Source organism: Candidatus Paraluminiphilus aquimaris (genome assembly GCF_026230195.1).
Classification (GTDB): domain Bacteria; phylum Pseudomonadota; class Gammaproteobacteria; order Pseudomonadales; family Halieaceae; genus Luminiphilus; species Luminiphilus aquimaris.
On record NZ_CP036501.1, the window covers coordinates 734,658 to 756,849 of the forward strand.

21 protein-coding genes and 1 tRNA gene are annotated in these 22,192 nt (G+C 53.2%); 8 read left to right on the plus strand and 14 right to left on the minus strand.

The window, feature by feature from the left end:
- Positions 1 to 33: 33 nt before the first annotated feature.
- The 7 genes from E0F26_RS03340 to mutY all read right to left on the minus strand — a co-directional run bounded on the left by E0F26_RS03340 (position 34) and on the right by mutY (position 7,049).
- On the minus strand, positions 34 to 561 hold the full coding sequence (locus E0F26_RS03340) for a hypothetical protein (protein WP_279242634.1): 528 nt from the start codon (positions 559 to 561) through the stop codon (positions 34 to 36).
- Positions 561 to 1,016, minus strand: a complete 456-nt coding sequence (locus E0F26_RS03345; protein WP_279242635.1) for a hypothetical protein — start codon at positions 1,014 to 1,016, stop codon at positions 561 to 563. Before E0F26_RS03345 ends, E0F26_RS03340 begins: the two co-directional genes overlap by 1 nt.
- A gap of 277 nt (positions 1,017 to 1,293) precedes the next feature.
- A tRNA-Phe gene (locus tag E0F26_RS03350) sits at positions 1,294 to 1,369 on the minus strand.
- Positions 1,370 to 1,434: 65 nt separating this feature from the next.
- Positions 1,435 to 4,539 carry an efflux RND transporter permease subunit gene (locus tag E0F26_RS03355; RefSeq protein ID WP_279242636.1) on the minus strand — a complete coding sequence of 1,035 codons (3,105 nt, stop codon included), beginning with the start codon at positions 4,537 to 4,539 and terminating at the stop codon, positions 1,435 to 1,437.
- A 2-nt stretch (positions 4,540 to 4,541) separates the two neighbouring features.
- Entirely contained in the window at positions 4,542 to 5,627 is a 1,086-nt protein-coding gene (locus E0F26_RS03360; RefSeq protein ID WP_279242637.1) for an efflux RND transporter periplasmic adaptor subunit, read from the minus strand.
- A gap of 26 nt (positions 5,628 to 5,653) precedes the next feature.
- Entirely contained in the window at positions 5,654 to 5,929 is a 276-nt protein-coding gene (locus tag E0F26_RS03365) for an oxidative damage protection protein (protein WP_279242638.1), read from the minus strand.
- A gap of 22 nt (positions 5,930 to 5,951) precedes the next feature.
- Positions 5,952 to 7,049, minus strand: a complete 1,098-nt coding sequence (mutY, locus tag E0F26_RS03370) for an A/G-specific adenine glycosylase (protein ID WP_279242639.1) — start codon at positions 7,047 to 7,049, stop codon at positions 5,952 to 5,954.
- An 88-nt stretch (positions 7,050 to 7,137) separates the two neighbouring features.
- On the opposite strand from mutY, the gene hisB reads away from it, so the two are divergent.
- Genes hisB through hisF form a run of 4 tightly spaced genes read left to right on the plus strand, consistent with a single transcriptional unit; the run spans position 7,138 to position 9,899 of the window.
- A complete protein-coding gene (gene hisB, locus E0F26_RS03375) occupies positions 7,138 to 7,746 on the plus strand; it encodes an imidazoleglycerol-phosphate dehydratase HisB (protein WP_279242640.1) in 609 nt (202 codons plus the stop codon).
- Between the two features lie 4 nt (positions 7,747 to 7,750).
- Positions 7,751 to 8,398, plus strand: a complete 648-nt coding sequence (hisH, locus tag E0F26_RS03380; RefSeq protein ID WP_279242641.1) for an imidazole glycerol phosphate synthase subunit HisH — start codon at positions 7,751 to 7,753, stop codon at positions 8,396 to 8,398.
- Complete coding sequence (gene hisA / locus E0F26_RS03385; RefSeq protein ID WP_279242642.1) at positions 8,392 to 9,132, plus strand: 1-(5-phosphoribosyl)-5-[(5-phosphoribosylamino)methylideneamino]imidazole-4-carboxamide isomerase; 741 nt, start codon at positions 8,392 to 8,394, stop codon at positions 9,130 to 9,132. Before hisH ends, hisA begins: the two co-directional genes overlap by 7 nt.
- Entirely contained in the window at positions 9,132 to 9,899 is a 768-nt protein-coding gene (hisF, locus tag E0F26_RS03390) for an imidazole glycerol phosphate synthase subunit HisF (RefSeq protein ID WP_279242643.1), read from the plus strand. The genes hisA and hisF overlap by 1 nt, the downstream gene beginning before the upstream one ends.
- Before the next feature lie 9 nt (positions 9,900 to 9,908).
- Here the strand turns inward: hisF and E0F26_RS03395 are convergent, their stop codons facing one another.
- Genes E0F26_RS03395 through gpmI form a run of 3 tightly spaced genes read right to left on the minus strand, consistent with a single transcriptional unit; the run spans position 9,909 to position 14,097 of the window.
- Positions 9,909 to 11,360 (minus strand): S41 family peptidase, encoded by a 1,452-nt coding sequence (locus E0F26_RS03395; RefSeq protein ID WP_279242644.1) that lies wholly within the window; start codon positions 11,358 to 11,360, stop codon positions 9,909 to 9,911.
- A gap of 13 nt (positions 11,361 to 11,373) precedes the next feature.
- Entirely contained in the window at positions 11,374 to 12,546 is a 1,173-nt protein-coding gene (locus tag E0F26_RS03400) for a murein hydrolase activator EnvC family protein (protein ID WP_279242645.1), read from the minus strand.
- 6 nt (positions 12,547 to 12,552) lie between these two features.
- Positions 12,553 to 14,097 carry a 2,3-bisphosphoglycerate-independent phosphoglycerate mutase gene (gpmI, locus tag E0F26_RS03405; RefSeq protein WP_279242646.1) on the minus strand — a complete coding sequence of 515 codons (1,545 nt, stop codon included), beginning with the start codon at positions 14,095 to 14,097 and terminating at the stop codon, positions 12,553 to 12,555.
- 149 nt (positions 14,098 to 14,246) lie between these two features.
- On the opposite strand from gpmI, the gene E0F26_RS03410 reads away from it, so the two are divergent.
- The 3 genes from E0F26_RS03410 to secB are packed head-to-tail and all read left to right on the plus strand — an operon-like array spanning position 14,247 to position 15,457.
- Positions 14,247 to 14,669 carry a rhodanese-like domain-containing protein gene (locus tag E0F26_RS03410; RefSeq protein WP_279242647.1) on the plus strand — a complete coding sequence of 141 codons (423 nt, stop codon included), beginning with the start codon at positions 14,247 to 14,249 and terminating at the stop codon, positions 14,667 to 14,669.
- Positions 14,666 to 14,926 (plus strand): glutaredoxin 3, encoded by a 261-nt coding sequence (gene grxC, locus E0F26_RS03415; protein WP_279242648.1) that lies wholly within the window; start codon positions 14,666 to 14,668, stop codon positions 14,924 to 14,926. Before E0F26_RS03410 ends, grxC begins: the two co-directional genes overlap by 4 nt.
- A gap of 27 nt (positions 14,927 to 14,953) precedes the next feature.
- Positions 14,954 to 15,457 carry a protein-export chaperone SecB gene (gene secB / locus E0F26_RS03420; RefSeq protein WP_279242649.1) on the plus strand — a complete coding sequence of 168 codons (504 nt, stop codon included), beginning with the start codon at positions 14,954 to 14,956 and terminating at the stop codon, positions 15,455 to 15,457.
- Here secB and ntrC read toward each other — a convergent pair.
- The 4 genes from ntrC to glnA form a co-directional block, all read right to left on the minus strand.
- Entirely contained in the window at positions 15,454 to 16,848 is a 1,395-nt protein-coding gene (gene ntrC, locus E0F26_RS03425; RefSeq protein WP_279242650.1) for a nitrogen regulation protein NR(I), read from the minus strand. The two genes, secB and ntrC, sit on opposite strands and share 4 nt — an antisense overlap.
- Position 16,849: 1 nt before the next feature.
- Complete coding sequence (glnL, locus tag E0F26_RS03430) at positions 16,850 to 17,908, minus strand: nitrogen regulation protein NR(II) (protein WP_279242651.1); 1,059 nt, start codon at positions 17,906 to 17,908, stop codon at positions 16,850 to 16,852.
- Positions 17,909 to 17,918: 10 nt separating this feature from the next.
- Positions 17,919 to 18,446 carry a DUF4124 domain-containing protein gene (locus E0F26_RS03435; protein WP_279242652.1) on the minus strand — a complete coding sequence of 176 codons (528 nt, stop codon included), beginning with the start codon at positions 18,444 to 18,446 and terminating at the stop codon, positions 17,919 to 17,921.
- Between the two features lie 122 nt (positions 18,447 to 18,568).
- Complete coding sequence (gene glnA / locus E0F26_RS03440) at positions 18,569 to 19,975, minus strand: glutamate--ammonia ligase (protein ID WP_279242653.1); 1,407 nt, start codon at positions 19,973 to 19,975, stop codon at positions 18,569 to 18,571.
- A 397-nt stretch (positions 19,976 to 20,372) separates the two neighbouring features.
- Between glnA and typA the strand changes: the two genes are divergently transcribed.
- Complete coding sequence (typA, locus tag E0F26_RS03445; protein ID WP_279242654.1) at positions 20,373 to 22,190, plus strand: translational GTPase TypA; 1,818 nt, start codon at positions 20,373 to 20,375, stop codon at positions 22,188 to 22,190.
- The last annotated feature ends 2 nt before the right edge of the window (positions 22,191 to 22,192 follow it).

Below are 22,192 nucleotides of genomic sequence, written 5' to 3' on the forward strand. Positions count from 1 at the left end.
AGACGAAGGGGTCAGAGTCATCTACGAGCTGCTTTAGAGCGACCACTCGCTCTCGAACGATCTTTCATCTTCGAGGGCAAGCAACACGGTGAGGGCAATGATGGATAAGTGAATCGCCGAGTAAAGCAGCAAGAATGCAGGGTCAGCAATCGCCACGTCATACTCTATTAAGCGACTGATACTGGATGCAAAAAAGTAGATGACGATCGAGGCGGCGCACAGCCCCGCTGTGTAAAGCCGTTGTCGCAAAAGCAGCAGCCCATGCAGTGTTGCGAGCATGACGAAGCCGAGGGCGAACCTGAGCTTATGCAGTTGATGATCTTCGGCAACGGAACTCCAGCCATAGGTCAAGTGGGCGTCGAGGCCTCCTAAGAAGTACGCTATCAAATAGCTAGCCGTAATCCCTGAGATAAGAAAAAAATAAACTTTAAATGCCAGTGTTTTGTTGGTCAGCACCTCTTGATACGTACTGAGCGTTAACTCTCTAGGCGCGTTTAAAAGGGCCTCGTATTCCGCTTGTGTGAGAACGTGTTTGCTTTGATTGTCGTTTGAGTCTGCCATCAGAGCTTATTCCTCTGAGCTTCTATTGCCATGTATGTGAGCGCCAGAATGAAGAGGGGTCTGGTGAACTGGACTACTTTAGCCAGCGCAAGTTCGGGGACGAAAAACGCATTCTCCAAAGCTAAGAGGTCTTCTAAAAACATGACCCAAGCCAGTAACGCTGAAATACATATCGTTGTATGTATTTGCTTTCCGATGACCCTAAAAAAAACGTATAGGCTGACAAGGCACACAATAAATAGGGTTCGATAGTCAACCAGCGAGCGCGCCAGAAAAACGGCATCCGGACTTTCCGAGGGAATGCCGCCAATTGCATTCATCTGCAATGAAAAGGCTGCGTAATATCCCAGAAAAATAAAGACAATCGCCTCGCAAAATTTATACATATACTCGCCCCCCCCAGGAGGTTGCCTGATTAGCCTGTCATAAAGTTGGTCGGTTGCAAAATACCCCATAGGGTTTAAGTGCTCTTAAATTCCCAGGGGATAGATGCGAGCCACCATACGGTGGGAGTCAAAGCGCCGAGATGGCGGCGATGGTTACTTACCCTCAAAAGGTGATTCTTTGCGTTCTTAACAACCGCGCCGTTGAGCGCTTTGCCGTCTAAGGTAGGACTCAGAGTCGCTCTGGTAAGTTCGATAAGGGTAAGTTCGAGAAGGGTAAGTTCGAGAAGGGTAAGTTCGAGAAGGGTAAGTCCGCGACGTTCGCAAGTGCACTCTTAGCTTATTGGAATGGTGCCCAGGGACGGAATCGAACCGCCGACACGGGGATTTTCAATCCCCTGCTCTACCAACTGAGCTACCTGGGCTAATCTGAAGAAAGTACTTCGGAGGGCGCGTATTAAACCGTTGAGTTGTTTAGCCGTCAAGTAAACTAGGCGATTGCGGCTTCATTATCCAAGCTCGCCTCAATCTCACTGCTTTTAGCGTCTTTCGTCATGTCGCGATTGGAGGCGAGCACCGCGTAAACAGCCGGCAGAATCACTAACGTAAACAGCGTTCCAATGAGCATGCCAAATACCAATACGGCACCAATGCTATTTCTCGCTTCTGCGCCGGCACCCGTCACCAAAACTAACGGAAAATGCCCGAGGACGGTTGCGCCCGTTGTCATCAGAACAGGTCGTAATCGGGCGATCGCACCGTTTTTGATCGCCTGAAGCTTCTCAACCCCGGCAATGCGCTCCTGATTGGCAAAGTCGACAATTAATATCGCGTTTTTGGTAACCAGCCCCACGAGGGTGACAAGACCGACCTGCGAGAAAATATTGATGGTGCTGAAGTTGAGGAAGGTAATCGTTAGCGCGGCAAACAACGCCAGTGGTATGGATCCCAAGAGAATGATGAGGGGATCTCTAAAGCTATTGAACTGTATGGCTAGAACCAAGAAAACAAGTGCGGTGGCAATCAAGAGTACACCGGCCATGGTGTTGCCTTCACTTCGTAATTCACGCGACTCACCGAGGTAATCGAGTACATATCCCTCCGGGAGCATGCGGCTAGCAATGTCTTCGATGATCTTAAGGCCTTGATCTTTTGTGGTGCCCGGAAGGATCGCGCCATAGATCTTAAACCCGTCTTTTTGCTGAAACCGAGTGAGGGCTCTGGGCTGAGTAGACCGACTCAGCGTTACCAGCGAGCCAAATGGCACAAGCTCGCCGTTCGGAATGCGAACCGGGATATCGAGCAACGCTGAGGGCGAGCTTCGCTGCGCATCTTCTAACATTGGAATAACGCGATAAGCACGTCCCCGTTCGTCAAAACGTGTCACGTAGGCAGGCGAAACCATTAGCCCCATTTGTGCAGAGAGGTCTCCTAAGCTCATGCCAAGGTCAGCTAAGCGCTCCTTATCTATTTCAAACTCGGCTTCAACGCGATCAATCTTGATATCCGTTTCGACAAACAGAAAGCTGCCGGAGGACTGGGCTTCGTCGACCATTTCTCGCGCGACGTCGAGCATATTCTCGTTGGTGTCTGAGGAAGTAATGACGACTTCAACGTCAAATCGGCCCGCCGATGGCAAGGAGGCCTCCTCGAACGGAATGGCCGAGACAATCGGGGAGTTTTTGATGCTCTGGTAAATCTCAAAAACCATATCTGTGACCCTGCGATCACGCTCCTCTGGTGGCACAAACTCCTGTCCACCAAACCCGCCATTGGGCTGCACGATTTGCCACATGTAGGAGGGCTCAGGCTTTTCCTCCAGCGTAGAAACGACCTGATAAAAACCTTCGTAGGTTTCCTGTAGCGACGATTCTGGCGCTGATTCAAAAACCAAACCGAGACTGCTTTGGTCTTCAACGGGAGAAAGCTCTTTGAGCGAAAAAAGGTATAGCGGTGCCGATAGTAAGGAGAAGAAGACACCCGCCGTGATAAGTTGATAACGCCATTTGAGCGAGAAATCGACGACATAGGAGTAAGCGTCAGCCGTTGCGTCAAAGCGCTGGTTGACCCAGCGTGTGGTTCGGGATTCATGTCCCTTGTCAGGGCAGACCCACGCACTCAGGACAGGAGACAGGGTCATGGCGACGAAGCCGGAGATGAGAACTGCGACCGCTAGCGCGAAGGCGAACTCTCGAAACAGCACGCCAGAAAGGCCTGATAAGAAACCAATGGGTGCGTAGACCACCGCAAGCGTTGCCGTCATGGCAACGATAGGTCCGAGCAGCCTTCTTGAACTGGTTAGGGCCGCTTGATATCGACTCATACCGGCCCTCAAATTTCGAGCGACGTTTTCCACCACTACAATGGCGTCGTCGACCACCAAACCCACCGATAGGACGATGGCGAGTACCGTCAGAAGGTTGAAAGAAAAGCCAATGACGGACATGGCGGCCACGGCGCCGAGTAGGGAGATAGGTATCGTCATGAGCGGCACAAGTGCGGTTCTGAATGATCCCATCAGCGCGACAACAACGAAGCCGACCAGCAGGATGGTTTCGCCTAATGTGGTCACGATTTCTCGAAGCGAGTCACGCATGTAATTTGAAATATCGAACGCCATGATGAGTTCGAGGTCTTCAGGCAGTACCTCATTAATGTCTTCAATACGGTTGTACAGAGCGTCGGCAACGGCGATCTCACTTGCACCAGGGGCCGCATAAATGGGCAGGAACACGACGAGATCCTGTGCGTAGCGACTGCGCATTTGCATGTCTTCCATGCCAAGCTCGATGCGAGCGACATCTCCCAGACGGATCTCTGCGCCATCTTCAGCCCGGATGATCATGGACCGGAAGTCGTCAGCCGTCCTCGCTGTCGCATCTGTCTTCAACGTGATGCGCTGGGTTGCACTCTCGCTGGCGCCTAATGCGCCAATGACATTGTTACTCTGTAAGGTATCGCGCACGTCGTGCGCGGTTACGCCAAGCGCCGCCATCTTCCAGGCGTTGAGCCAAATCCGCATGGCGGGCTTAACACCGCTGTTCTCAACACGCTGAACATTCGGAACGGATGTTAACTGGGGCACGATATCGCGTTGAACGATGTCAGTAACCTCACCTAAAGACCGCGTTTTGGGAACACTGACCGCCAGATAAAAACTGGCGTAGGGGCTGTCCGCCCGGCTTACCTCAATGAACGGATCTTCGGCACCGTCTGGTAGTTCAAGCCTAATCTGACTCAGTCCTGATGACAGCTCTGCGAGCGCGTCTGTGCTGTCCTCGTTGAGCTGCATCCAAGCGGTGACGATGCTCTCGCCCGATGTGGTGACGGACTCAACGTAATCGACCCCTGGAATCGCGTTGGCGACGCGCTCAATCGGTTCGGTGACGAAGCCTTGTACCGACTCGGCCGTCGCGCCCGGGTAGGGCGTGATGATCTGGATCGAAGAACTTTGAATAACCGGGAACTGCAAAACGGGGATATCTACCGCAGAGCGGAGGCCGGCGAGAAGAAGAAACAGCGACACGACAATCGCGATGACGGGGCGTTTTACAAAGATGTCATTCCAGCGAGGCCGGTCTTTCAGATCCGCCATAATCACTTCGCCCCAGAATAAATACGGGCAAGTACGCCGTCTGAGAGCTTAAATGAACCGGTGGTCGCAAAAAGCGCCGTTTCATCTAAGTCCGCAGTAAAGATCGCCGAGTTTGCGGTTTCATCGATGAGCGTGACCCGCATCGGCACAGCGCGCAGAGGCTGTTGAGCACCGGCTTCGGCGTCTGCTAGTTCGAAAATGTAAGTGCCCTCGGTGTCCCAACGGATACTGGCGGGTGGGAGCTCATACACAATGCTAGGTGTACCACTAGCTAACTCGACTTGAAGCAATTCTCCGTGTTTTAAGCGGGCATTTTGGGTCATTGCCCGCACGTCGAAAGTGCGCGTCTTGGCGTCGATGGTGTCTGAAACAACAATCACCCTTGCCGTTCCTAAAAGAGAATTATCGAGGTCGAAAATATTCACGGTGTCGCCTACACCAATACGTGCAAGACCTTGTGGAACCTTGAAGTCGACCCACCGTTTTGCACCCAAGCCGGTGAAGTCAGTGATGATTTCGCCGCTATCAATCATGTCTCCCACGACGTGGGTGTAGATACCCATGCGGCCATCAAAAGGCGCCCTGAGCGTCAGTCGGGTCAACTGTGCATCGATGGCACGGATCTGTGCGTTCAACGCGTTGAGACGGGCTTCTTGAACGTCGATGTCATCCTGTGCAATGAGTGACTGCGCCTTCAGTTTTCGGCTTCGCCCCAATTGGGTAATCGTTAGGTCACGCTCTGCCCTGAGTGCCTCTTGTTGGGCTGTGAGGTCGGCTGAAAACAGCTCGAGCAGCGGTTGTCCTTTTTTGACCGCGGCGCCAGATTGAAACGGAAGGGCGACGATCCGACCACCCACTTCAGGGCTAATCTCCACATATTCTGGACGACGGACAGTGCCACCCAAACGTCGAACAGGCGTGTGGGACACGGTGCTCACCTTTTGTGCACTGACCACTTCATAGGGCTCTGGAAAAGAGGCGCCAAAGGCGATGGCGGCAGTAATCTGTTGGTATTTCACTGCGGCCAGCGCGCCAGTTACTAAGAAGCAACCGGCTACCGTAATTAGCCATGGCAAGACTCTGCGCATTTAAATATCTCTCGTAGGGGTTTTATTTAATTGGACTGTGAGGGAGGAACGTAGCCTTCCGCGTGGTCGTGTTCACCACCGCTTAGAAAAAGCTCCATCTGTTCCGATAGGTATTTACGCGCATCGGGGTCCATCATATTGAGGTGCTTTTCGTTAATAAGCATGGTCTGGAGCGCTTGCCAGTCGCCCCAAGCTTGCTTTGAGACCGAGTCAAAAATGGCTTGTCCCTTTGCTCCGGGAAGCGGTGGTCGATCGAGACCTTCGAGCTCTTTATTGTAGCGGCGGCAGTGTACGGTACGCATTCCAGAAATCCTTAGTATGAGCTTACACAGTGAGTGACTGCAGCATTTTGACCACAGGTGCCGGTAGGCCCAGCGTCAAAGCGCGCGCTATTGTAAACCAGCCGTAACGGTCACGGTCAGCTATTCTTGACACATCAGTCTCAACGCGACAGAGCACAGGCGTAATATCGAGCCGAAAATGGCTGAAGGTGTGTGTATGTACGGCTTGATGCTCAGGTGGTTTAGTCGTGACGAGTCGATACTCAGAAAGCCACGACATCACGGGGCTGACGGCCTCAATCTGAGATTGACTCGTTTGAATAGCAGAGGCTTCAGTATTTTGCACTTCCGGGAATGACCAGAGCCCACCCCAAATACCGGATGGAGGACGCTTTTCAAGTAGAACATCACCTTGTTCATCTACGCAGATGACGAATTGAGTGTTGCGAGTGGGAGTCGCCTTTTTAGGCTTCTTTCCCGGGAAGGCGGCTTGCGTGCCGGCAAGTCTGGCTTGGCAGTCGTCAGTTAGAGGGCAGAAAAGGCACTCGGGTTTCGACTTTGTACACAGTGTCGCACCCAAATCCATGATGCCTTGGGTGTAATCAGCGGTCCGCTGATGCGGTGTCACCTGCTCTGACGCAGACCAAAGTGCGGTGAGTACGTCGGCCCGACCCGGCCAACCCGCGATAGCGTAATACCGGGCTAGGACACGCTTTACATTCCCGTCGAGAATAGGTGCCCATCCGCCATGTCCGAGGGTGAGAATGGCGCCGGCTGTGGATCGTCCAATCCCCGGTAACGATTCGAGTCCCTCTACCGAGTCCGGAAATTTCCCGTCGTAATCGCTTGCAACAAGGCAGGCCGTTTTATGCAAATTGCGAGCACGAGCGTAGTACCCCAGACCCGTCCACAGGCTCAATACGTCATCAATAGGTGCCTTTGCTAGGTCCTCTACCTCTGGAAACCGGGCCATAAAACGGGTGTAGTAGGGTATGACTGTTGCCACCTGAGTCTGTTGCAACATGATCTCTGAGACCCATACGCGGTAGGGCGTGCGATTGTGCTGCCAGGGCAATGATTTGCGGCCATGTTGATCAAACCACGTTAATAGTCGCTCTGAGAAGGGAGGCAATTCGTTCATAAGATGAGCTGACTGGCGCTTTGCTATACAATTCGCCGCCTAGTGTAGCGCCTCATAGGTGCGGTCGACTCAAGTTTAGGAAAAACAGATGGACAACGCTCAAACGACAGTTCGTTCAGCAACCGTGTCTCGAGACACCTTGGAAACACAGATTACTGTCTCGGTCTGCCTCGATGGCACCGGTAAAGCAGAGTTCGATACAGGGCTGCCCTTCTTGGAGCACATGCTCGATCAGATTGCTCGACACGGTATGGTTGACCTGAACATAAAAGCGAATGGCGACCTACACATCGACGCACACCACACCGTTGAGGACATTGGTATTACGTTGGGCCAGGCGTTGGCCGAGGCGGTTGGAGATCGCCGCGGTATCTTGCGCTACGGGCATGCTTATGTACCGCTCGATGAAGCCCTATCGCGTGTTGTAATCGATTTTTCTGGTCGTCCCAGTCTCCACTACAACGTCCCCTTTACGCGCGCATCAGTCGGTGACTTTGACGTGGATTTATTCGCAGAGTTCTTCCACGGGCTGGTTAATCACGCGCAACTTACGTTGCACATCGATAATTTAAAAGGTGAGAACAGCCATCACCAAGCCGAGACAATGTTTAAGGCATTTGGTCGTGCGCTTAGAATGGCCGTATCCGCTGACGAGCGTGCCCCGTCGGCAATGCCATCGACGAAAGGCGTTTTGTAAGGCGATGACACAAACAGTTGCCGTTATCGACTACGGCATGGGTAACCTTCACTCCGTAGAAAGTGCGCTGCGCAAAGCCGGTGCAGAGGATGTTGTTGTCACGGCCGATCGCGCCCCGATCTTGAGGGCTGACCGTGTTGTTTTTCCTGGCGTTGGCGCCATTCGCGACTGCATTAGTGAATTCAGACGTTTGGGTTGTGATGAAACGTTGAAGCGTGTCATTGAAGCGGGCACACCGGTGTTGGGCATTTGCGTAGGTATGCAGTCGCTGATGACACACTCAGAGGAAAACGGCGGCGTTGATTGTCTTGACTGCTTGACGGGCCCCGTTGCGCGGTTTCCACATGATCATCGCGACGAGACGGGCGTCAAACTGAAGGTGCCGCACATGGGTTGGAATCGGGTGAGGCAATTAACACCGCACCCCATGTGGAACAACATAGAAGACAATGCCTATTTTTATTTCGTACACAGTTTTTATGTGCCCGCCGATCAGTGCGAGTTGGTGAGTGGAATTTTCGAATACGGCGTCACAGGGTCAGCTGCGGTGGCCCATGAAAATGTGTTCGCAACGCAATTTCATCCGGAAAAGAGTCACGACAACGGTGTGAAGCTGTTGGCAAACTTTTTAGATTGGGACGGTAGATGTTAGTCATTCCAGCAATAGACCTAAAGGACGGTCAGTGTGTTCGTTTGCGCCAAGGCGATATGGACGACAGCACTGTGTTCTCTGATGACCCCGTAGCGACGGCCGCACAGTGGGCGCAATCCGGCGCGCGCAGGCTGCATATGGTTGACCTCAATGGCGCCTTTGCCGGTACTCCTAAAAATGCTGCTGCGGTCAAGGCCATCACGCAGGCTTTACCCAGCCTGCCAGTTCAAATCGGTGGTGGAATTAGAGACTGCAACACGATTGAGAGCTACTTAAACGCCGGCGTTCACTACGTCATCATCGGCACCGCTGCTGTAAAGAATCCTGAATTTGTCCACGAGGCTTGTGCGCGGTTTCCGGGGCACATTATCGTGGGTATCGACGCTAAGGCGGGGTTTGTTGCCACCGACGGTTGGGCGGAGACCAGTACCGTACAAGCTGTGGATCTGGCGCGCGATTTTCGCGATGCCGGTGTCGAGGCCATTGTCTACACAGACATTGAGCGCGACGGCATGATGCAGGGCGTGAATATCGCCGCGACTGTCAATCTGGCTGTTGAGGGTGGGCTTCCTGTCATCGCGTCGGGGGGTGTCACCGACATCGAGGATATTCGTCGTCTAGCAGAGGTTAGCCATAACGGTATTGTCGGCGCGATCACTGGGCGTGCAATTTACGAAGGTACTTTGAATGTGGCGGAAGCGCAGGCGCTATCAGACCGGTTGGTGCGCGCCTGATGGCGCTCGCTAAGCGCATAATTCCCTGCCTCGATGTTGATCAGGGACGTGTTGTCAAAGGGGTCAATTTTGTTGGCATACGCGACGCCGGTGATCCTGTGGAGATAGCGCGTCGATACAACGACGCGGGTGCCGACGAAATAACCTTTCTCGATATAACAGCGACGCACGAGCAGCGTGATACCACGTACCGCACAGTTGAGCAGATAGCGTCAGAGGTTTTCATACCGCTTACTGTTGGTGGAGGTGTGCGAGCGGTAAGCGATATTCGAACACTGCTTAACGCGGGCGCCGATAAGGTCAGTATCAACACGGCGGCCATCTTCAACCCTGAGCTTGTGAAAGAGGCGGCAGAGCGCTTTGGTTCACAATGTATTGTCGTTGCTATGGACGTGAAAGACCTCGGTAATGGCTCGGGTCGATACGAACTCTTCACGCACGGTGGTCGGAAGGCGACTGGACTTGAAGCGGTGGCCTGGGCAAAAAAAATGGCAGAGTTCGGTGCGGGCGAGATTCTGCTAACCAGTATGGATAGGGATGGCACGAAGGATGGCTACGACCTTGGCATTACACGCGCCATTTCAGATGCCGTCGATATACCGGTTATTGCCTCCGGCGGCGTTGGCAATCTTGACCACCTCGTAGATGGATTCACTGAAGGTCGCGCTGATGCCGTGCTCGCAGCCAGTATCTTTCACTTTGGCACTTACACGGTCGCCCAGGCGAAAGCGCATTTAGCGAGTGCGGGTATTCATGTCCGGCGCTAGCCTAGGACGTTACTCATTAAGCGCTTTTACTTCCTCGGGCGTTTGATCTGGGAACGCAAGTTCAGAAGTCGTCACCTGTGAACGTTTGGCATCAATTCGCTTATAAACATTGATCCCCTTCAGCAGGGTAAACGCCTCGTATAATTGGTTGTCGTCTTCCCGCAAGCTGGCCATTTCCTCGGTTTCAGAGGCTTGCGTTTCAGCGGTGTTCTTCAGGCTGCGATTTAAATCAGCCTCTCGAAGTCTGCGCCCCTGCTCAAGACTTGTAAGCTGCGCGCGCTCTACCACTACGTCGGGAACGATGCCTTCTGCCTGAATGGATCGGCCGTTGGGCGTGTAATAAAGCGATGTCGTCAATTTCAGTGCTTTGGTCTCTGAAACGGGTAATACGGTTTGGACTGACCCTTTGCCAAAACTGCGGGTGCCCATGATCACGGCCCTGCCTCTGTCTTGCAGTGCGCCGGCGATAATCTCTGAAGCACTAGCTGAGCCACCATTCACCATTACGACTATTGGGACATCCGGTAATAGCTCTCCGGGCTCCGCTTCTAACACGGTTTTTGACTCGGGGTGCCGGCCTTGGGTGTAAACAACAAGACCGCCATCTAAAAAGTTACTGGCCATTTCGACGCTGGCGTTGAGTACACCGCCAGGGTTGTTTCTGACATCGAGCACAACACCGTTAACCGGCCCTTTTTCGAGGGCATCGAGCAAAGCGTCAGCGACCTCTTTTCCTGAGTCGCGCTGAAAGCGAGATACGCGAATGAGCCAATAGCCAGAATCTATTTCTCTCGACCGAACGCTGGGGACGTCGATGACCCCGCGGGTGACAACGATATCAAGCGGTTGGCTCTCACCGGCCCGGCCAATTTCAAGTGTCACGTTGGTGCCTTCAGGGCCGCGCATGTAGGTTGAGGATTCGTTTGTCGACATACCTTGAGTAGACGTGCCATCAATTTTCAAAATGACATCTCCCGCTTGAAGTCCTGCGTCCTCTGCGGGCGATCCGTCAATAGGGGTGACGATCGAAATAAAGCCACCGCGGTAACCAATTTCGATCCCAAGACCTGTGAACTGGCCCTCGGTTGATTCCTGCAAATTGCTGTAGCCGTCGTCTGTTAAGTAGGCCGAGTGCGGATCAAGGCTAGTCAACATACCTTTTACGGCCATTTCAAAGAGTTCGGCGTCGGTGACTTCCTCAACGTAACCTCTGCGAATGGCATCAAAGGTGTCGGCAAAGAGTTGCAACTCATCAAATGAAATACTGACCGGCTCGCGAGTCTCAGCTGGGTCCGTTTCCGGTCCAATCGCCTGTGCGGATTGCGCCGTTTTGACCTCTACCGCCGCTGGATCCTCCGTCTGGCCCCATGCCTCCAAAATTGTGAGTGAGAGTGCCGCCGTCAGTGCCGTAACAAAAAGCTGATTGCGCGGGCGCCATTTTTTTGGGGTAGTGATAGTCATCGTTTTATCAGTCTCACTGAATCCATTTAGCAGGGTCAACGGGCACGCCGTCAGAACGTATCTCAAAATACAGCGCAGGGTCCGTAGCGCCGCCGCTTGAGCCGACTCGCGCGATTTCCTCACCCGGTGCGACCCAGTCGCCCGTTGTTTTCAAGAGGCTTTCATTTCTACTGTAAAGGCTCATCCAACCATTGCCGTGATCGATGATAGTAAGCAAACCCTGACCTCTGAGCCAATCTGCGTAGACAACTCGTCCGAAATGAATGGCACGGACCGCCGTTCCACGACCGGCGGGCATGAGCCAGCCCTGCCAGCGAAGATCGCCGCGATCGCGTTTCTGCCCAAAGCGCGTTTTGCTTGGGCTTTTAATCGGTGCACGCAGCTTACCTGCCGACGAGGCAAAGTCTTCAAAATCACCGAGCAAATTAAGATCGGCCATTCGTCGAGTGAGTTCTGTTAAAAGCGTATTGAGACGAGCGAAGTCTTCCTTTAGCGCCTCAATTTGTTGGCCGTCGCGCGCGAGTAAGGCGCTGAGCTCGGCGATGATTGATCTCTGACTGTTTCGCTGTGCGAGCAGATCGGCCTGTTGTTCTTTCAACACCTTTTGCTTGTGCTCTTGATCGGCCCGGATTGCCTCTTGTTCCTTTTGATTCGCGTCGAGGGTGCTGACTGCCACTTTGAATGCGTTTATCTCCGCTAATTGTTCACGCAGCAATAGGTCAAAATACGCTCGATGGCGCTCGGTTTCATGCGCACCACTGTCACCCAGTAAAATCTTCAAATCCCCGCCTTGGCTCAAAATGGAAAACGCACCTAAGGCGCGCTCCAATTGTGACTGCCTCGACGCGATATCGCGCTCTAGAGATACAGCCTCGGCTTCTAAGTTGTTGATTCTGCGATTCAGCATCTCGATGCTACGGGTGCTTTGTGCAATGGATTGCTTCGTCGTTGCGATGACTGTGTCGGTGTCACGAAGCGCACTTTGAAGCTTGGCACGTTCGCTGGATCTCGAGATGACCATACTTTCGAGAGTGGCGATTTCTCGATTAACGCGCGCAATCTCTTCTTTCGCTTCCTCTGCCGTGGCCGGGTCGTCAGCGGATTGTGCAGCCGCTAAAGGTGTGGCCAAACTGAGTCCAATGCCGAGTAACGCGGCACAAACACTAAAAGGCGAAAGCGGCTTCACGGTGGATTATTCGACGGCCTGTAGAAGCGACGTTCCTGTCATTGCGGGCGGCTTAGGAAGGCCCATGATATCGAGCACCGTCGGTGCTATGTCAGCAAGAACGCCTGGGGCTTCTCTGAACCGCCTTGGATGGCAGCCGATATAGAATAAGGGCACCGGTTCGGTGGTATGTTGAGTATGTGGCTGCGCTGCGTGGTGGTCATGCATTTGCTCACAGTTCCCATGGTCGGCGGTAATTAGTGCCTGCCCACCGGCCGCCAGAACAGCACTTTCCAGCCTTGCTACACACGCATCGAGCGTCTCTACTGCCTTCACGGCGGCATCAAAATTACCCGTATGGCCTACCATGTCACCGTTAGCAAAATTCACAACAATGAGCTCATGTGACTGCTTTTGAATGCTGTTGATGACCGCATTGGTTACATCATCGGCGGACATTTCCGGCTGTAGGTCGTAGGTGGCGACATCGGGCGATGGAATAAGAACCCGCTCTTCGCCATCGAAAAGCGCTTCGCGCCCGCCGCTAAAGAAAAACGTCACGTGAGCGTACTTCTCGGTCTCTGCAATTCGCGCTTGCTTCAGGCCATTTGCGGCGATGACCTCGCCCAAGGTGTCCTCAATTACGTCAGGGGCGAATGCAACCGTAGCCTTCACACCCTCATAGTATTCGGTGGTAGTGACAAACGAGACGTTGGGTTGACGACAAGAAAATTCAGTGAAGGTTGTATCGGTAAGAGCCTGCGTCAGCTGTCGCGCGCGGTCAGCTCGGAAGTTCATAAACAGTACGGCGTCACCGTCCATAATCGGTGCGGCGTCACCAATGCATGATGGAGGAACGAATTCATCGTTTTCGCCCCGCGCGTAGGCCTCTGCCAATGCCTGCATTGCGGAGTCGCAACTAAACGCAGCCTCACCTTCGATCAAAAGCTTTGCTGCCGCTTCAATGCGATCCCAGCGCTTGTCTCTGTCCATGGCAAAGTAACGACCTTGTACCGTGGCTATGCGCGCCGCCTTCAGCGAGGCGAGCTCTGTTTCGGCCCTTTCGATCGATGCTTGTGCGCTTCTCGGTGGCGTATCTCGCCCATCCAGAAAGGCATGCAAATAAATGGCTTTTGCGCCACGTTGGTGAGCCAGTCGCGCGGCTGCAAAAATATGGTCTTCGTGGCTGTGGACGCCACCGGGAGAGAGCAAGCCAAATAAGTGCACAGCGCCATCGACGGCGACTGCGTTGTCGATAGCATCACAGTAAGCGCTATTCGTGTCGAAATCGCCATCGGCAATCGCTTTATCAATGCGCGTGATGCTTTGATAAATTATTCGACCCGATCCCAGACTCATATGCCCAACTTCAGAGTTGCCCATTTGACCCTCGGGTAGCCCCACATCCAGGCCCGACCCGGATACAAGTGTTGACTCTCCTTCACGCCATAGCCGGTCAAACGTCGGTGTTTGGGCATGGAAGATCGCGTTATTTTCGCTAGCTTCTCGATAGCCAAACCCATCCAGAATGACAAGGATTGCAGGTGAAACAACGGGGCTAGTTGGGGGCATAGGGTTTCCTCTGAGCGCACGCGACATTTTAGCAGTCATGGCAGGCAAAGATCACCTATGTCACATGTTGATAGTGCCACTGGAGAGGGTGGTATGAAGCACGTATACTGCGGCGCACACAAACCATCCCGTAAGGCCAGAGAGCACCCGTGTCGTTCAGTCATTTCTTGATTTTCATTTCCGAGCAGTGGGTCTTGGTGTTTGCGCTACTTTTGAGTCTGAACTTGTTATTGTTCACTGAGTCTCGCAAGGCTGGGCCCGCACTGAGTCCTCAGCAAGCTATTAACCTCACTAACAGAGAAGGTGGCATTTTTCTCGACGTTCGAGACGCAAAAGAATACAAGCGCGCCCATATCTCAGAGGCAGTGAATATCCCGGCTGCGAATTTATTAGGCCGACTGGGCGAGCTCGAGAACTACAAGGACAAGCCCGTTATTGCGGTGTGTCGAATGGGGACCAACGCCAGTGCGGCGGTTAAACAGCTAAAGGCCAATGGTTTTAGCCAGGCGCATCGAATGGCGGGCGGTATGATGAATTGGGACGAGCAACGTTTGCCGGTGACCAACAAGTGAAGCCAGTAACAATTTATACAACTCGATGGTGCCCCTTTTGCGTCCGGGCTAAACAACTCTTAAGTAACAAGAGCGTCTCGTTTACCGAAATTCCGGTGGACGGTGACGCGCCCTTGCGCGCAAAGATGGCATCGATGGCGGGTGCAACAAGTGTTCCGCAGATATGGATAGGCGACCAGCACGTCGGAGGTTGCGACGAATTGTATGGCCTCGAGCGGCAACAACGATTAGATTCCATGCTTCAGGAAGAAGCGTAATAAACGTCGAATACAGGAGACACCGCAATGGCGGAAGAGCAAGCTGCAGGCGCAGCGCAAGATGACCAAGTACAGCAGCAGTTCACTATGCAGCGCATGTACACCAAAGATATTTCATTTGAGTCGCCCGCGACGCCCGACATTTTTCGGCAGAACTGGCAGCCAAGCGTTAACGTCGACCTCAACACACGCTCAGCAAAGGCCGACGAAGATGGTAATCACGAGGTGGTGCTATCGATCACCGTGACGGCGAAAATTGAAGATAAAAACGCGTTTTTGGTCGAAGTTCAGCAAGCGGGTATCTTCTTTGCATCAGGCATTGAGGCCGAGCCGTTGAAGCAAATTCTTGCAACGGTCGCACCTAACATTCTGTTTCCCTATGCGCGAGAAGCCATCGATAACATCGTCGTAAAAGGCGGTTTCCCTGCGTTGATGCTCGCCCCTGTCAATTTTGATGCACTGTACGCGCAAGCTATGGCGCAGCAAGCAGCACAGGGTGGTGACCAGCCCGCTGAGGGCGCAACGCACTAAGCAAGCTGGCTGAGCTTTCGCGTGAGGGTATTTCGTCCCCAACCGAGAAGCTCAGCCGCTTCTGCTTTCTTACCCGCGGTGTGCTCCAGCGCCGCACTCATCATGATCGACTCGATTTGAGGCATGGCATGCTTGAGTACATTCGTCTCTCCGGCCAGAAGTCTGGTTCTGACCCAATCTGAGAGCTGCTTTTCCCACGAACCATCGGGCTGTGCGCCTTGATCTTGCTCTGATACCAGTTCTGGTGGGAGATCACTCATTAAAATGGTATTGCCCGCACCCATCACCGTAAGCCAGCGGGAGGTGTTTTCAAGCTGACGAACATTACCTGGCCAATCCAATGCGCTCAGATAATCTCTGGCCTGTGCGGATAATTCTTTTGTGGGTACACCGAGCTCTGAGGCGGCTTTTGCCAAGAAATGATTGAGTAGCACGGGTATGTCTTCGCGGCGGTCGGCGAGCCTTGGTACGTTTATGCCAATGACATTGAGGCGGTGATACAGATCCTCACGGAATGACCCTTCGGCGACAAGTGTCCTCAGGTCTTGGTGCGTTGCAGCAATGACCCGAACGTCTGTCTTGATAGCAGTAGCGCCACCGACCCGGAAAAACTCGCCCTCAGCAAGTACGCGAAGCAATCGGGTTTGCGTGTCGTGGGGCATGTCGCCAATTTCATCGAGGAAGAGTGTTCCGCCGTTGGCTTGTTCAAAGCGCCCCTCCCGCTTTCCAGCAGCCCCCGTGAAAGCGCCTTTTTCATGACCGAACAGCTCTGATTCCATCAGATCTTTGGGGATGGCTGCCATATTCAGTGCAACAAATGGGGCTTTTGCTCTTGGGCTATGTTGGTGGAGCGCCCGTGCCACAAGTTCCTTGCCTGAGCCAGATTGACCGCTGATCAGAACGGTGATGGCGCTTTGAGATAGCCTGCCAATAGCTCTGAATACCTCTTGCATCGCGGGCGCATTACCAATGATTTCTTTACTGCTATTAGGGTCATTTGCGCTATCAGAGGGTGCTTTTTGGGTGTAAGCAAGCGCTCGAGAGGCAACCTCAAGCATCTCGTCGATGTCGAAAGGCTTTGGTAAATATTCGAAAGCGCCGGATTCATAAGAGGTGACGGCGCTATCCAGATCAGAGTGCGCAGTGGTGATGATAACGGGTGTGTCCGGTACGGTAGCCTTGAGCTCTTTTAGTAGCGTAAGGCCATCCATTCCTGGCATTCGAATGTCACTGATAATGGCTTTAGGTGAGTCGTGCTCAAGTGCACTGAGTAACTCGTCTGCATTCTCGAAGGTCTTGCATGCGATGTTGTCTCCGCTAAGCGCTTTCTCAATCACCCAGCGTATGGAGCTGTCGTCATCTACTACCCAAATTTGATTTCCATCTGTCATGTTAGTTATCCATAGGTAGAAGTAGCGTGAAACAGGTATGCCCGGGTTGGCTACTGGCCTGAATAACGCCACCGTGCCGCGTCAAAATCATTTGTGAAAGCGAGAGTCCTAGACCGCTACCCTCAGGCCTTGAGGTCACCATCGGTAGGAAAATGGATGACATGAGGTCTTCGGGTATGCCCGGACCGTCGTCGATTATTTCAAGAGCACAAACCAGCTTGTGTCGCTGACCGTTAAGTGTGTACTGGCGTTTGCTCCGCGTTCTAATGGTGAGAGAGCAGCCGATAGGTGAAGCCTCCCACGCGTTACGAGCGATGTTTAGCACGGCCTGTGTCAGCTGGTCTGCATCGGCGTCGAACTCAGGGAGGCTGGGGTCATAATCCCGCGTTACCGTGATGCTTTTCCCTGCCTCGGCCTCGATTAACTGGCGGACGCGCTCTGTGACCTCGTGCACATTCATTGGCCGCTTATCCAGTGATTCTCTGGGGCCTAGGAGCCTGTCCACGAGAGCTTGGAGACGGTCCACCTCGGAAATAATGATGCTTGAGTATTCATCGAGTTCGTCATTGGGGAATTTTCTTGCCAGAAGTTGCGCTGCACCGCGTATTCCTCCCAGTGGATTCTTTACTTCGTGTGCTAGACCTTTGACGACGTTGTGAAGGCGGCTTTGCGCCTCGCGTAAATTTTCCGTTTCACTGATAGCCCGTGCGCGATCCAGCGCCGATATCTCCAGAAGAATGCGCGAGTCACGGTCGTAGTTAAGGGGAGTTATCACCACATCAACACTCACATCGCGACCGGTTTTGAGGCTCAGTTTCAAGTCTCTGCTGACAGCAGGTAAGCGAGTACTAACTACCGCTGTGAGTGTTTCATGCCAGTGTATGGCCGCATCCCCTGCGGCGCTGGCAAGCTCGCCAAATGGCAGACCCACTGCACGAAGCGACGATGTTTCAAGCAGCACTTGTGCGGCCTGATTCAGTGTGTCGACAATGCCGTGCTCGTCAATAAGGACAACGCAAGTTGTCAGCGAGTCTAGATCAAAGCCGGGTGATACATTCATGGGCGCCGACTCATAAGATCGAGGGCCTTAAGACGAAGACAGTGATGGGCTCTGAGACTGCAAGGACTGAGCCGTCTTTTGCAAACCACTTTGCCTCGAGTTTATGGGCTCCGCGGATGACATAGCTCAAGGTCCATTGAAGCGTCGTTTGCGCGTCATCTACTTTTTCACCGTCGAGATAGAGTGCGACAGTTTCACCGTCCCCAAGTTTGGCTGACGCCTTCACCAATACGTCAAAAATACCGGCGCCCATGGGAATCGTTGCATTGTCGGATGGACGGGTGATGCTGAGCTTTCGCTCAGCCATCTCTTCCATGTCTCCGCTCGCTTCTGGCTCAGCAGGTACAACAGAAAGCGCTTGCGCGGTATTGACCTGAGTGGGGAGGTTCATTTCCTCAGCCGCCCCACGCTCTTTAGCTGGCGGCTTGTCGCTGAACGTAACCACGCCGTTGGCGTCGACCGACTTGTAGATTTGCGCGTTTGCAAGGCTTGAAAACGCAAGGATGGTCGCAGCCAAAAGGCACAAGCACTTTTTCATAGAGGACCTCCTTGGGTGGGTTTTTGCACTATATTGGTGCATTTCTGTCTTTGTTACGCGATATCTAGAAATTTAGAGCAAAAAAAAGCCCGCGGTGTACTGCGGGCCCTGCGCTCGCTGTTTTACAGCGAGTAGTACATGTCAAACTCGACGGGGTGAGTGGTCATATTGAGACGCTCCACTTCCTCGCGCTTGAGCTCTAAGTAGCCGTCAATCATGTCGTCAGTGAATACGCCACCGGCTGTCAGGAAGCCACGATCAGCGTCGAGTGCGTCGAGCGCCATTTCAAGCGTTGATGCCACGGTTGGGATCTCAGCCGCTTCTTCTGCCGGTAGATCGTACAGATCTTTGTCGGCTGCCTCTCCAGGGTGAATCTTGTTTTGGATGCCGTCGATACCCGCCATCATCATCGCTGCGAAGCAGAGATAGGGGTTGGCAGTTGGATCACCAAAACGCACCTCGATACGCTTCCCTTTGGGAGAAGGCTCGTAGGGGATTCGGATGGATGCAGAGCGGTTGCGCGCTGAGTATGCAAGCATTACGGGCGCTTCGAAGCCTGGAACAAGTCGCTTGTAGCTGTTAGTTGAGGCGTTGGCGAACGCATTGATTGCGCGAGCGTGCTTGATAATACCGCCGATGTAGTAAAGCGCAGTCTCTGAAAGACCTGCGTAATCGTCTCCAGCAAAGGTGTTCACGCCATCTTTTGAAATGCTCTGGTGTACGTGCATACCGGAACCGTTGTCGCCAACGAGTGGCTTTGGCATGAAGGTCGCCGTTTTTCCGTAAGCGTGCGCAACGTTGTGGACGCAATACTTCAGTATTTGCACTTCGTCGGCTTTCGCTACGAGGGTGTTGAAGCGAATACCGATTTCACACTGACCGGCTGTTCCCACCTCGTGGTGGTGTACTTCCACATCCAAACCCATCTGCTCCATGGCAGAGCACATCGCAGCGCGGATGTCGTGGAGTGAATCGACGGGTGGAACGGGGAAGTAGCCACCTTTGACACCAGGTCGGTGACCTGTGTTGCCTTCATCAAAGCTGTCGTTTGACGCCCAAGCGGCTTCTTCGGAATTAATCGCGTAGCTGGCGCCCTGCATTTCAACTTTGTACTTTACGTCGTCGAATACAAAGAATTCTGGCTCTGGGCCGAAGAAGGCTGTATCGCCGAGGCCTGTGGACGCGAGATACGCTTCAGCACGTTTCGCGACACTGCGTGGGTCACGCTCATAACCTTGCATCGTTGAGGGCTCGACAACGTCACATCGCAAAATGGCGGTCGCATCGTCGGTAAAAGGGTCGATAATCGATGTGCTGTCATCGGGCATGAGGATCATGTCTGACTCGTTGATTCCTTTCCAGCCAGCGATCGACGATCCGTCGAACATCTTGCCGTCTTCGAAAAAGTCTTCGTCGACTTGGCTTGCGGGGATGCTTACGTGCTGCTCTTTACCGCGTGTATCGGTAAAGCGCAGATCTACCCAACGAATATCGTTGTCTTTTATCAAATTGAGCGTGCGCTCTGACATGGATGCCTCCTAAGGACTGTAAAACCCGATCTAATCGGTCTGTGTGTGCGTAACTCAACCGCTTATGCACTTTCGTGAAACATAATAGCAAAGCTTGTGCCACTTCTCGATGTAAAGTGATGGCTGGGTAAGTGTTTGTTTTTCATTGCGAAAGTAAAAATTTAACGTAATGCGGCTGGCAATATAAGCACGAATTTGGTGCGGCAATGCATTAAGCGCACTTATTTGGTGCGTTTAGGGCCTGTTTGGCAGTCTCGCCCTGCGTCGATGGAACAACTTGGCCGCGTTTTTGTTAATGGTTGTGAATCGGCTTTATAAGGGCTTATTCACGGTCTTACCTTGCGCTGCTTGTGGTACAGTCGCGCCCGCTAAAAAACCAACGATAGAGACAACCCTTGTGATTGAGAATCTTCGAAACATTGCGATCATCGCACACGTAGACCACGGTAAAACAACATTGGTCGATTGCCTGCTTCAGCAGTCAGGCACGCTTGATCGAAAAAACCAGGGTGCGGAGCGCATCATGGATTCCAACGATCAAGAGCGCGAGCGCGGTATTACGATCCTTGCGAAGAACACAGCTATTCGTTGGAATGATTACCGCATCAATATTGTCGATACACCCGGGCACGCCGACTTTGGAGGCGAGGTTGAACGCGTATTGTCGATGGTAGATAGCGTGCTACTTATTGTAGATGCGGTTGACGGGCCAATGCCTCAAACCCGCTTCGTGACATCTAAGGCCTTTGAACGGGGTCTCAATCCAATTGTTGTGGTTAACAAAATTGACCGACCCGGGGCACGTCCCGACTGGGTAATTGACCAGGTTTTCGACCTGTTTGATTCCTTGGGGGCGACGGACGAGCAATTGGATTTCCCCATCATGTATGCCTCGGCTTTAAACGGCATTGCCGGTGACGACCCGGAGAGCATGGCTGACGATATGGAGCCTTTGTTTAACATGATCGTTGATCATGTGTCGGCACCTGCGGTGAATTCCGACGGGCCTTTTCAGATGCAGATTTCGGCCTTGGACTACAACAGTTATGTGGGTGTCATTGGGGTTGGTCGAATTACTCGCGGTCAGCTCACGTCTAACACTCAGGTCTCTATTGTCGATCGGGACGCAGGTGCGCGAAGCGGAAAAATCCTTCAGGTTATGGGGTATCACGGTTTAGAACGCGTCGAGGTTGAGACTGCTGAAGCGGGTGACATTGTCTGTGTGACGGGCATCGACGCCCTTAACATTTCGGATACCCTGTGCGATCCGTCCGCGAGTGAGGCGCTCCCGCCGCTCTCGGTTGACGAGCCTACGGTCAGTATGACTTTCCAAGTGAACGACTCTCCGTTTGCGGGTTTAGAGGGCAAGTACGTCACGTCACGGAACATCAGAGAGCGACTGGATAGAGAGCTTATTCACAATGTGGCGTTGCGGGTTGAGCAAGGCGACAGTCCAGATAAGTTTGTCGTGTCAGGTCGAGGCGAGCTTCACCTGTCAGTGCTAATTGAGAGCATGCGTCGCGAAGGCTTCGAGCTTGGGGTATCACGTCCAGAAGTGATTCAGAAAGAAATCGACGGCAAGCTTTGTGAGCCTTACGAGCAGCTCGTTATCGATTGTGAGTCCGAGCACCAAGGCGGTGTTATGGAGGAGCTCGGGCAGCGGCGCGCTGAGATGAAGAACATGGTGCAAGATACGAGTGGTCGTGTGCGACTCGAGTTCATTGTGCCTGCTCGTGGGTTGATTGGGTTTCGCTCCATGTTCATGACGCTCACCTCGGGCAGTGGGATTATGACGCACATATTCGACCACTACGGACCGGTCAGTAAGGCGGAGCTCGCACAGCGCAATAACGGTGTCCTGGTATCCATGGTCAAGGGTAAGACTCTAGCGTATGCACTCTTTACACTTCAGGACCGAGGTCGACTCTTTATTCAGGCAAACGTAGAGGTCTACGAGGGGCAGATCGTTGGTCTCCATAGCCGAAGCAATGACCTCGTTGTGAACCCAACAAAGGCCAAGCAGCTTACAAACGTGAGGGCGTCGGGCACTGATGAAGCGCTGATTCTGACAACCCCCGTGCTTCACACGCTTGAGCAGGCGCTGGAATTTATTGACTCAGACGAGCTTGTGGAAGTGACGCCCGACAGCATCCGCTTGCGCAAGAAGTTGCTGTTAGAGCACGAGCGTAAGCGTGCATCGAGGGCGGCTGCTTAGCC

Excerpts from the sequence above, each read along its gene's own strand:
- hisH (WP_279242641.1), top strand. The coding sequence starts at position 7,751 with ATGACACAAACAGTTGCCGTTATCGACTACGGCATGGGTAACCTTCAC.
- E0F26_RS03435 (WP_279242652.1), bottom strand. The coding sequence starts at position 18,446 with ATGAAAAAGTGCTTGTGCCTTTTGGCTGCGACCATCCTTGCGTTTTCA.
- glnL (WP_279242651.1), bottom strand. The coding sequence starts at position 17,908 with ATGAATGTATCACCCGGCTTTGATCTAGACTCGCTGACAACTTGCGTT.
- glnA (WP_279242653.1), bottom strand. The coding sequence starts at position 19,975 with ATGTCAGAGCGCACGCTCAATTTGATAAAAGACAACGATATTCGTTGG.
- hisF (WP_279242643.1), top strand. The coding sequence starts at position 9,132 with ATGGCGCTCGCTAAGCGCATAATTCCCTGCCTCGATGTTGATCAGGGA.
- E0F26_RS03395 (WP_279242644.1), bottom strand. The coding sequence starts at position 11,360 with ATGACTATCACTACCCCAAAAAAATGGCGCCCGCGCAATCAGCTTTTT.
- E0F26_RS03360 (WP_279242637.1), bottom strand. The coding sequence starts at position 5,627 with ATGCGCAGAGTCTTGCCATGGCTAATTACGGTAGCCGGTTGCTTCTTA.
- hisA (WP_279242642.1), top strand. The coding sequence starts at position 8,392 with ATGTTAGTCATTCCAGCAATAGACCTAAAGGACGGTCAGTGTGTTCGT.
- ntrC (WP_279242650.1), bottom strand. The coding sequence starts at position 16,848 with ATGACAGATGGAAATCAAATTTGGGTAGTAGATGACGACAGCTCCATA.
- mutY (WP_279242639.1), bottom strand. The coding sequence starts at position 7,049 with ATGAACGAATTGCCTCCCTTCTCAGAGCGACTATTAACGTGGTTTGAT.
- secB (WP_279242649.1), top strand. The coding sequence starts at position 14,954 with ATGGCGGAAGAGCAAGCTGCAGGCGCAGCGCAAGATGACCAAGTACAG.
- E0F26_RS03365 (WP_279242638.1), bottom strand. The coding sequence starts at position 5,929 with ATGCGTACCGTACACTGCCGCCGCTACAATAAAGAGCTCGAAGGTCTC.
- E0F26_RS03345 (WP_279242635.1), bottom strand. The coding sequence starts at position 1,016 with ATGGGGTATTTTGCAACCGACCAACTTTATGACAGGCTAATCAGGCAA.
- hisB (WP_279242640.1), top strand. The coding sequence starts at position 7,138 with ATGGACAACGCTCAAACGACAGTTCGTTCAGCAACCGTGTCTCGAGAC.
- E0F26_RS03340 (WP_279242634.1), bottom strand. The coding sequence starts at position 561 with ATGGCAGACTCAAACGACAATCAAAGCAAACACGTTCTCACACAAGCG.
- E0F26_RS03355 (WP_279242636.1), bottom strand. The coding sequence starts at position 4,539 with ATGGCGGATCTGAAAGACCGGCCTCGCTGGAATGACATCTTTGTAAAA.
- gpmI (WP_279242646.1), bottom strand. The coding sequence starts at position 14,097 with ATGCCCCCAACTAGCCCCGTTGTTTCACCTGCAATCCTTGTCATTCTG.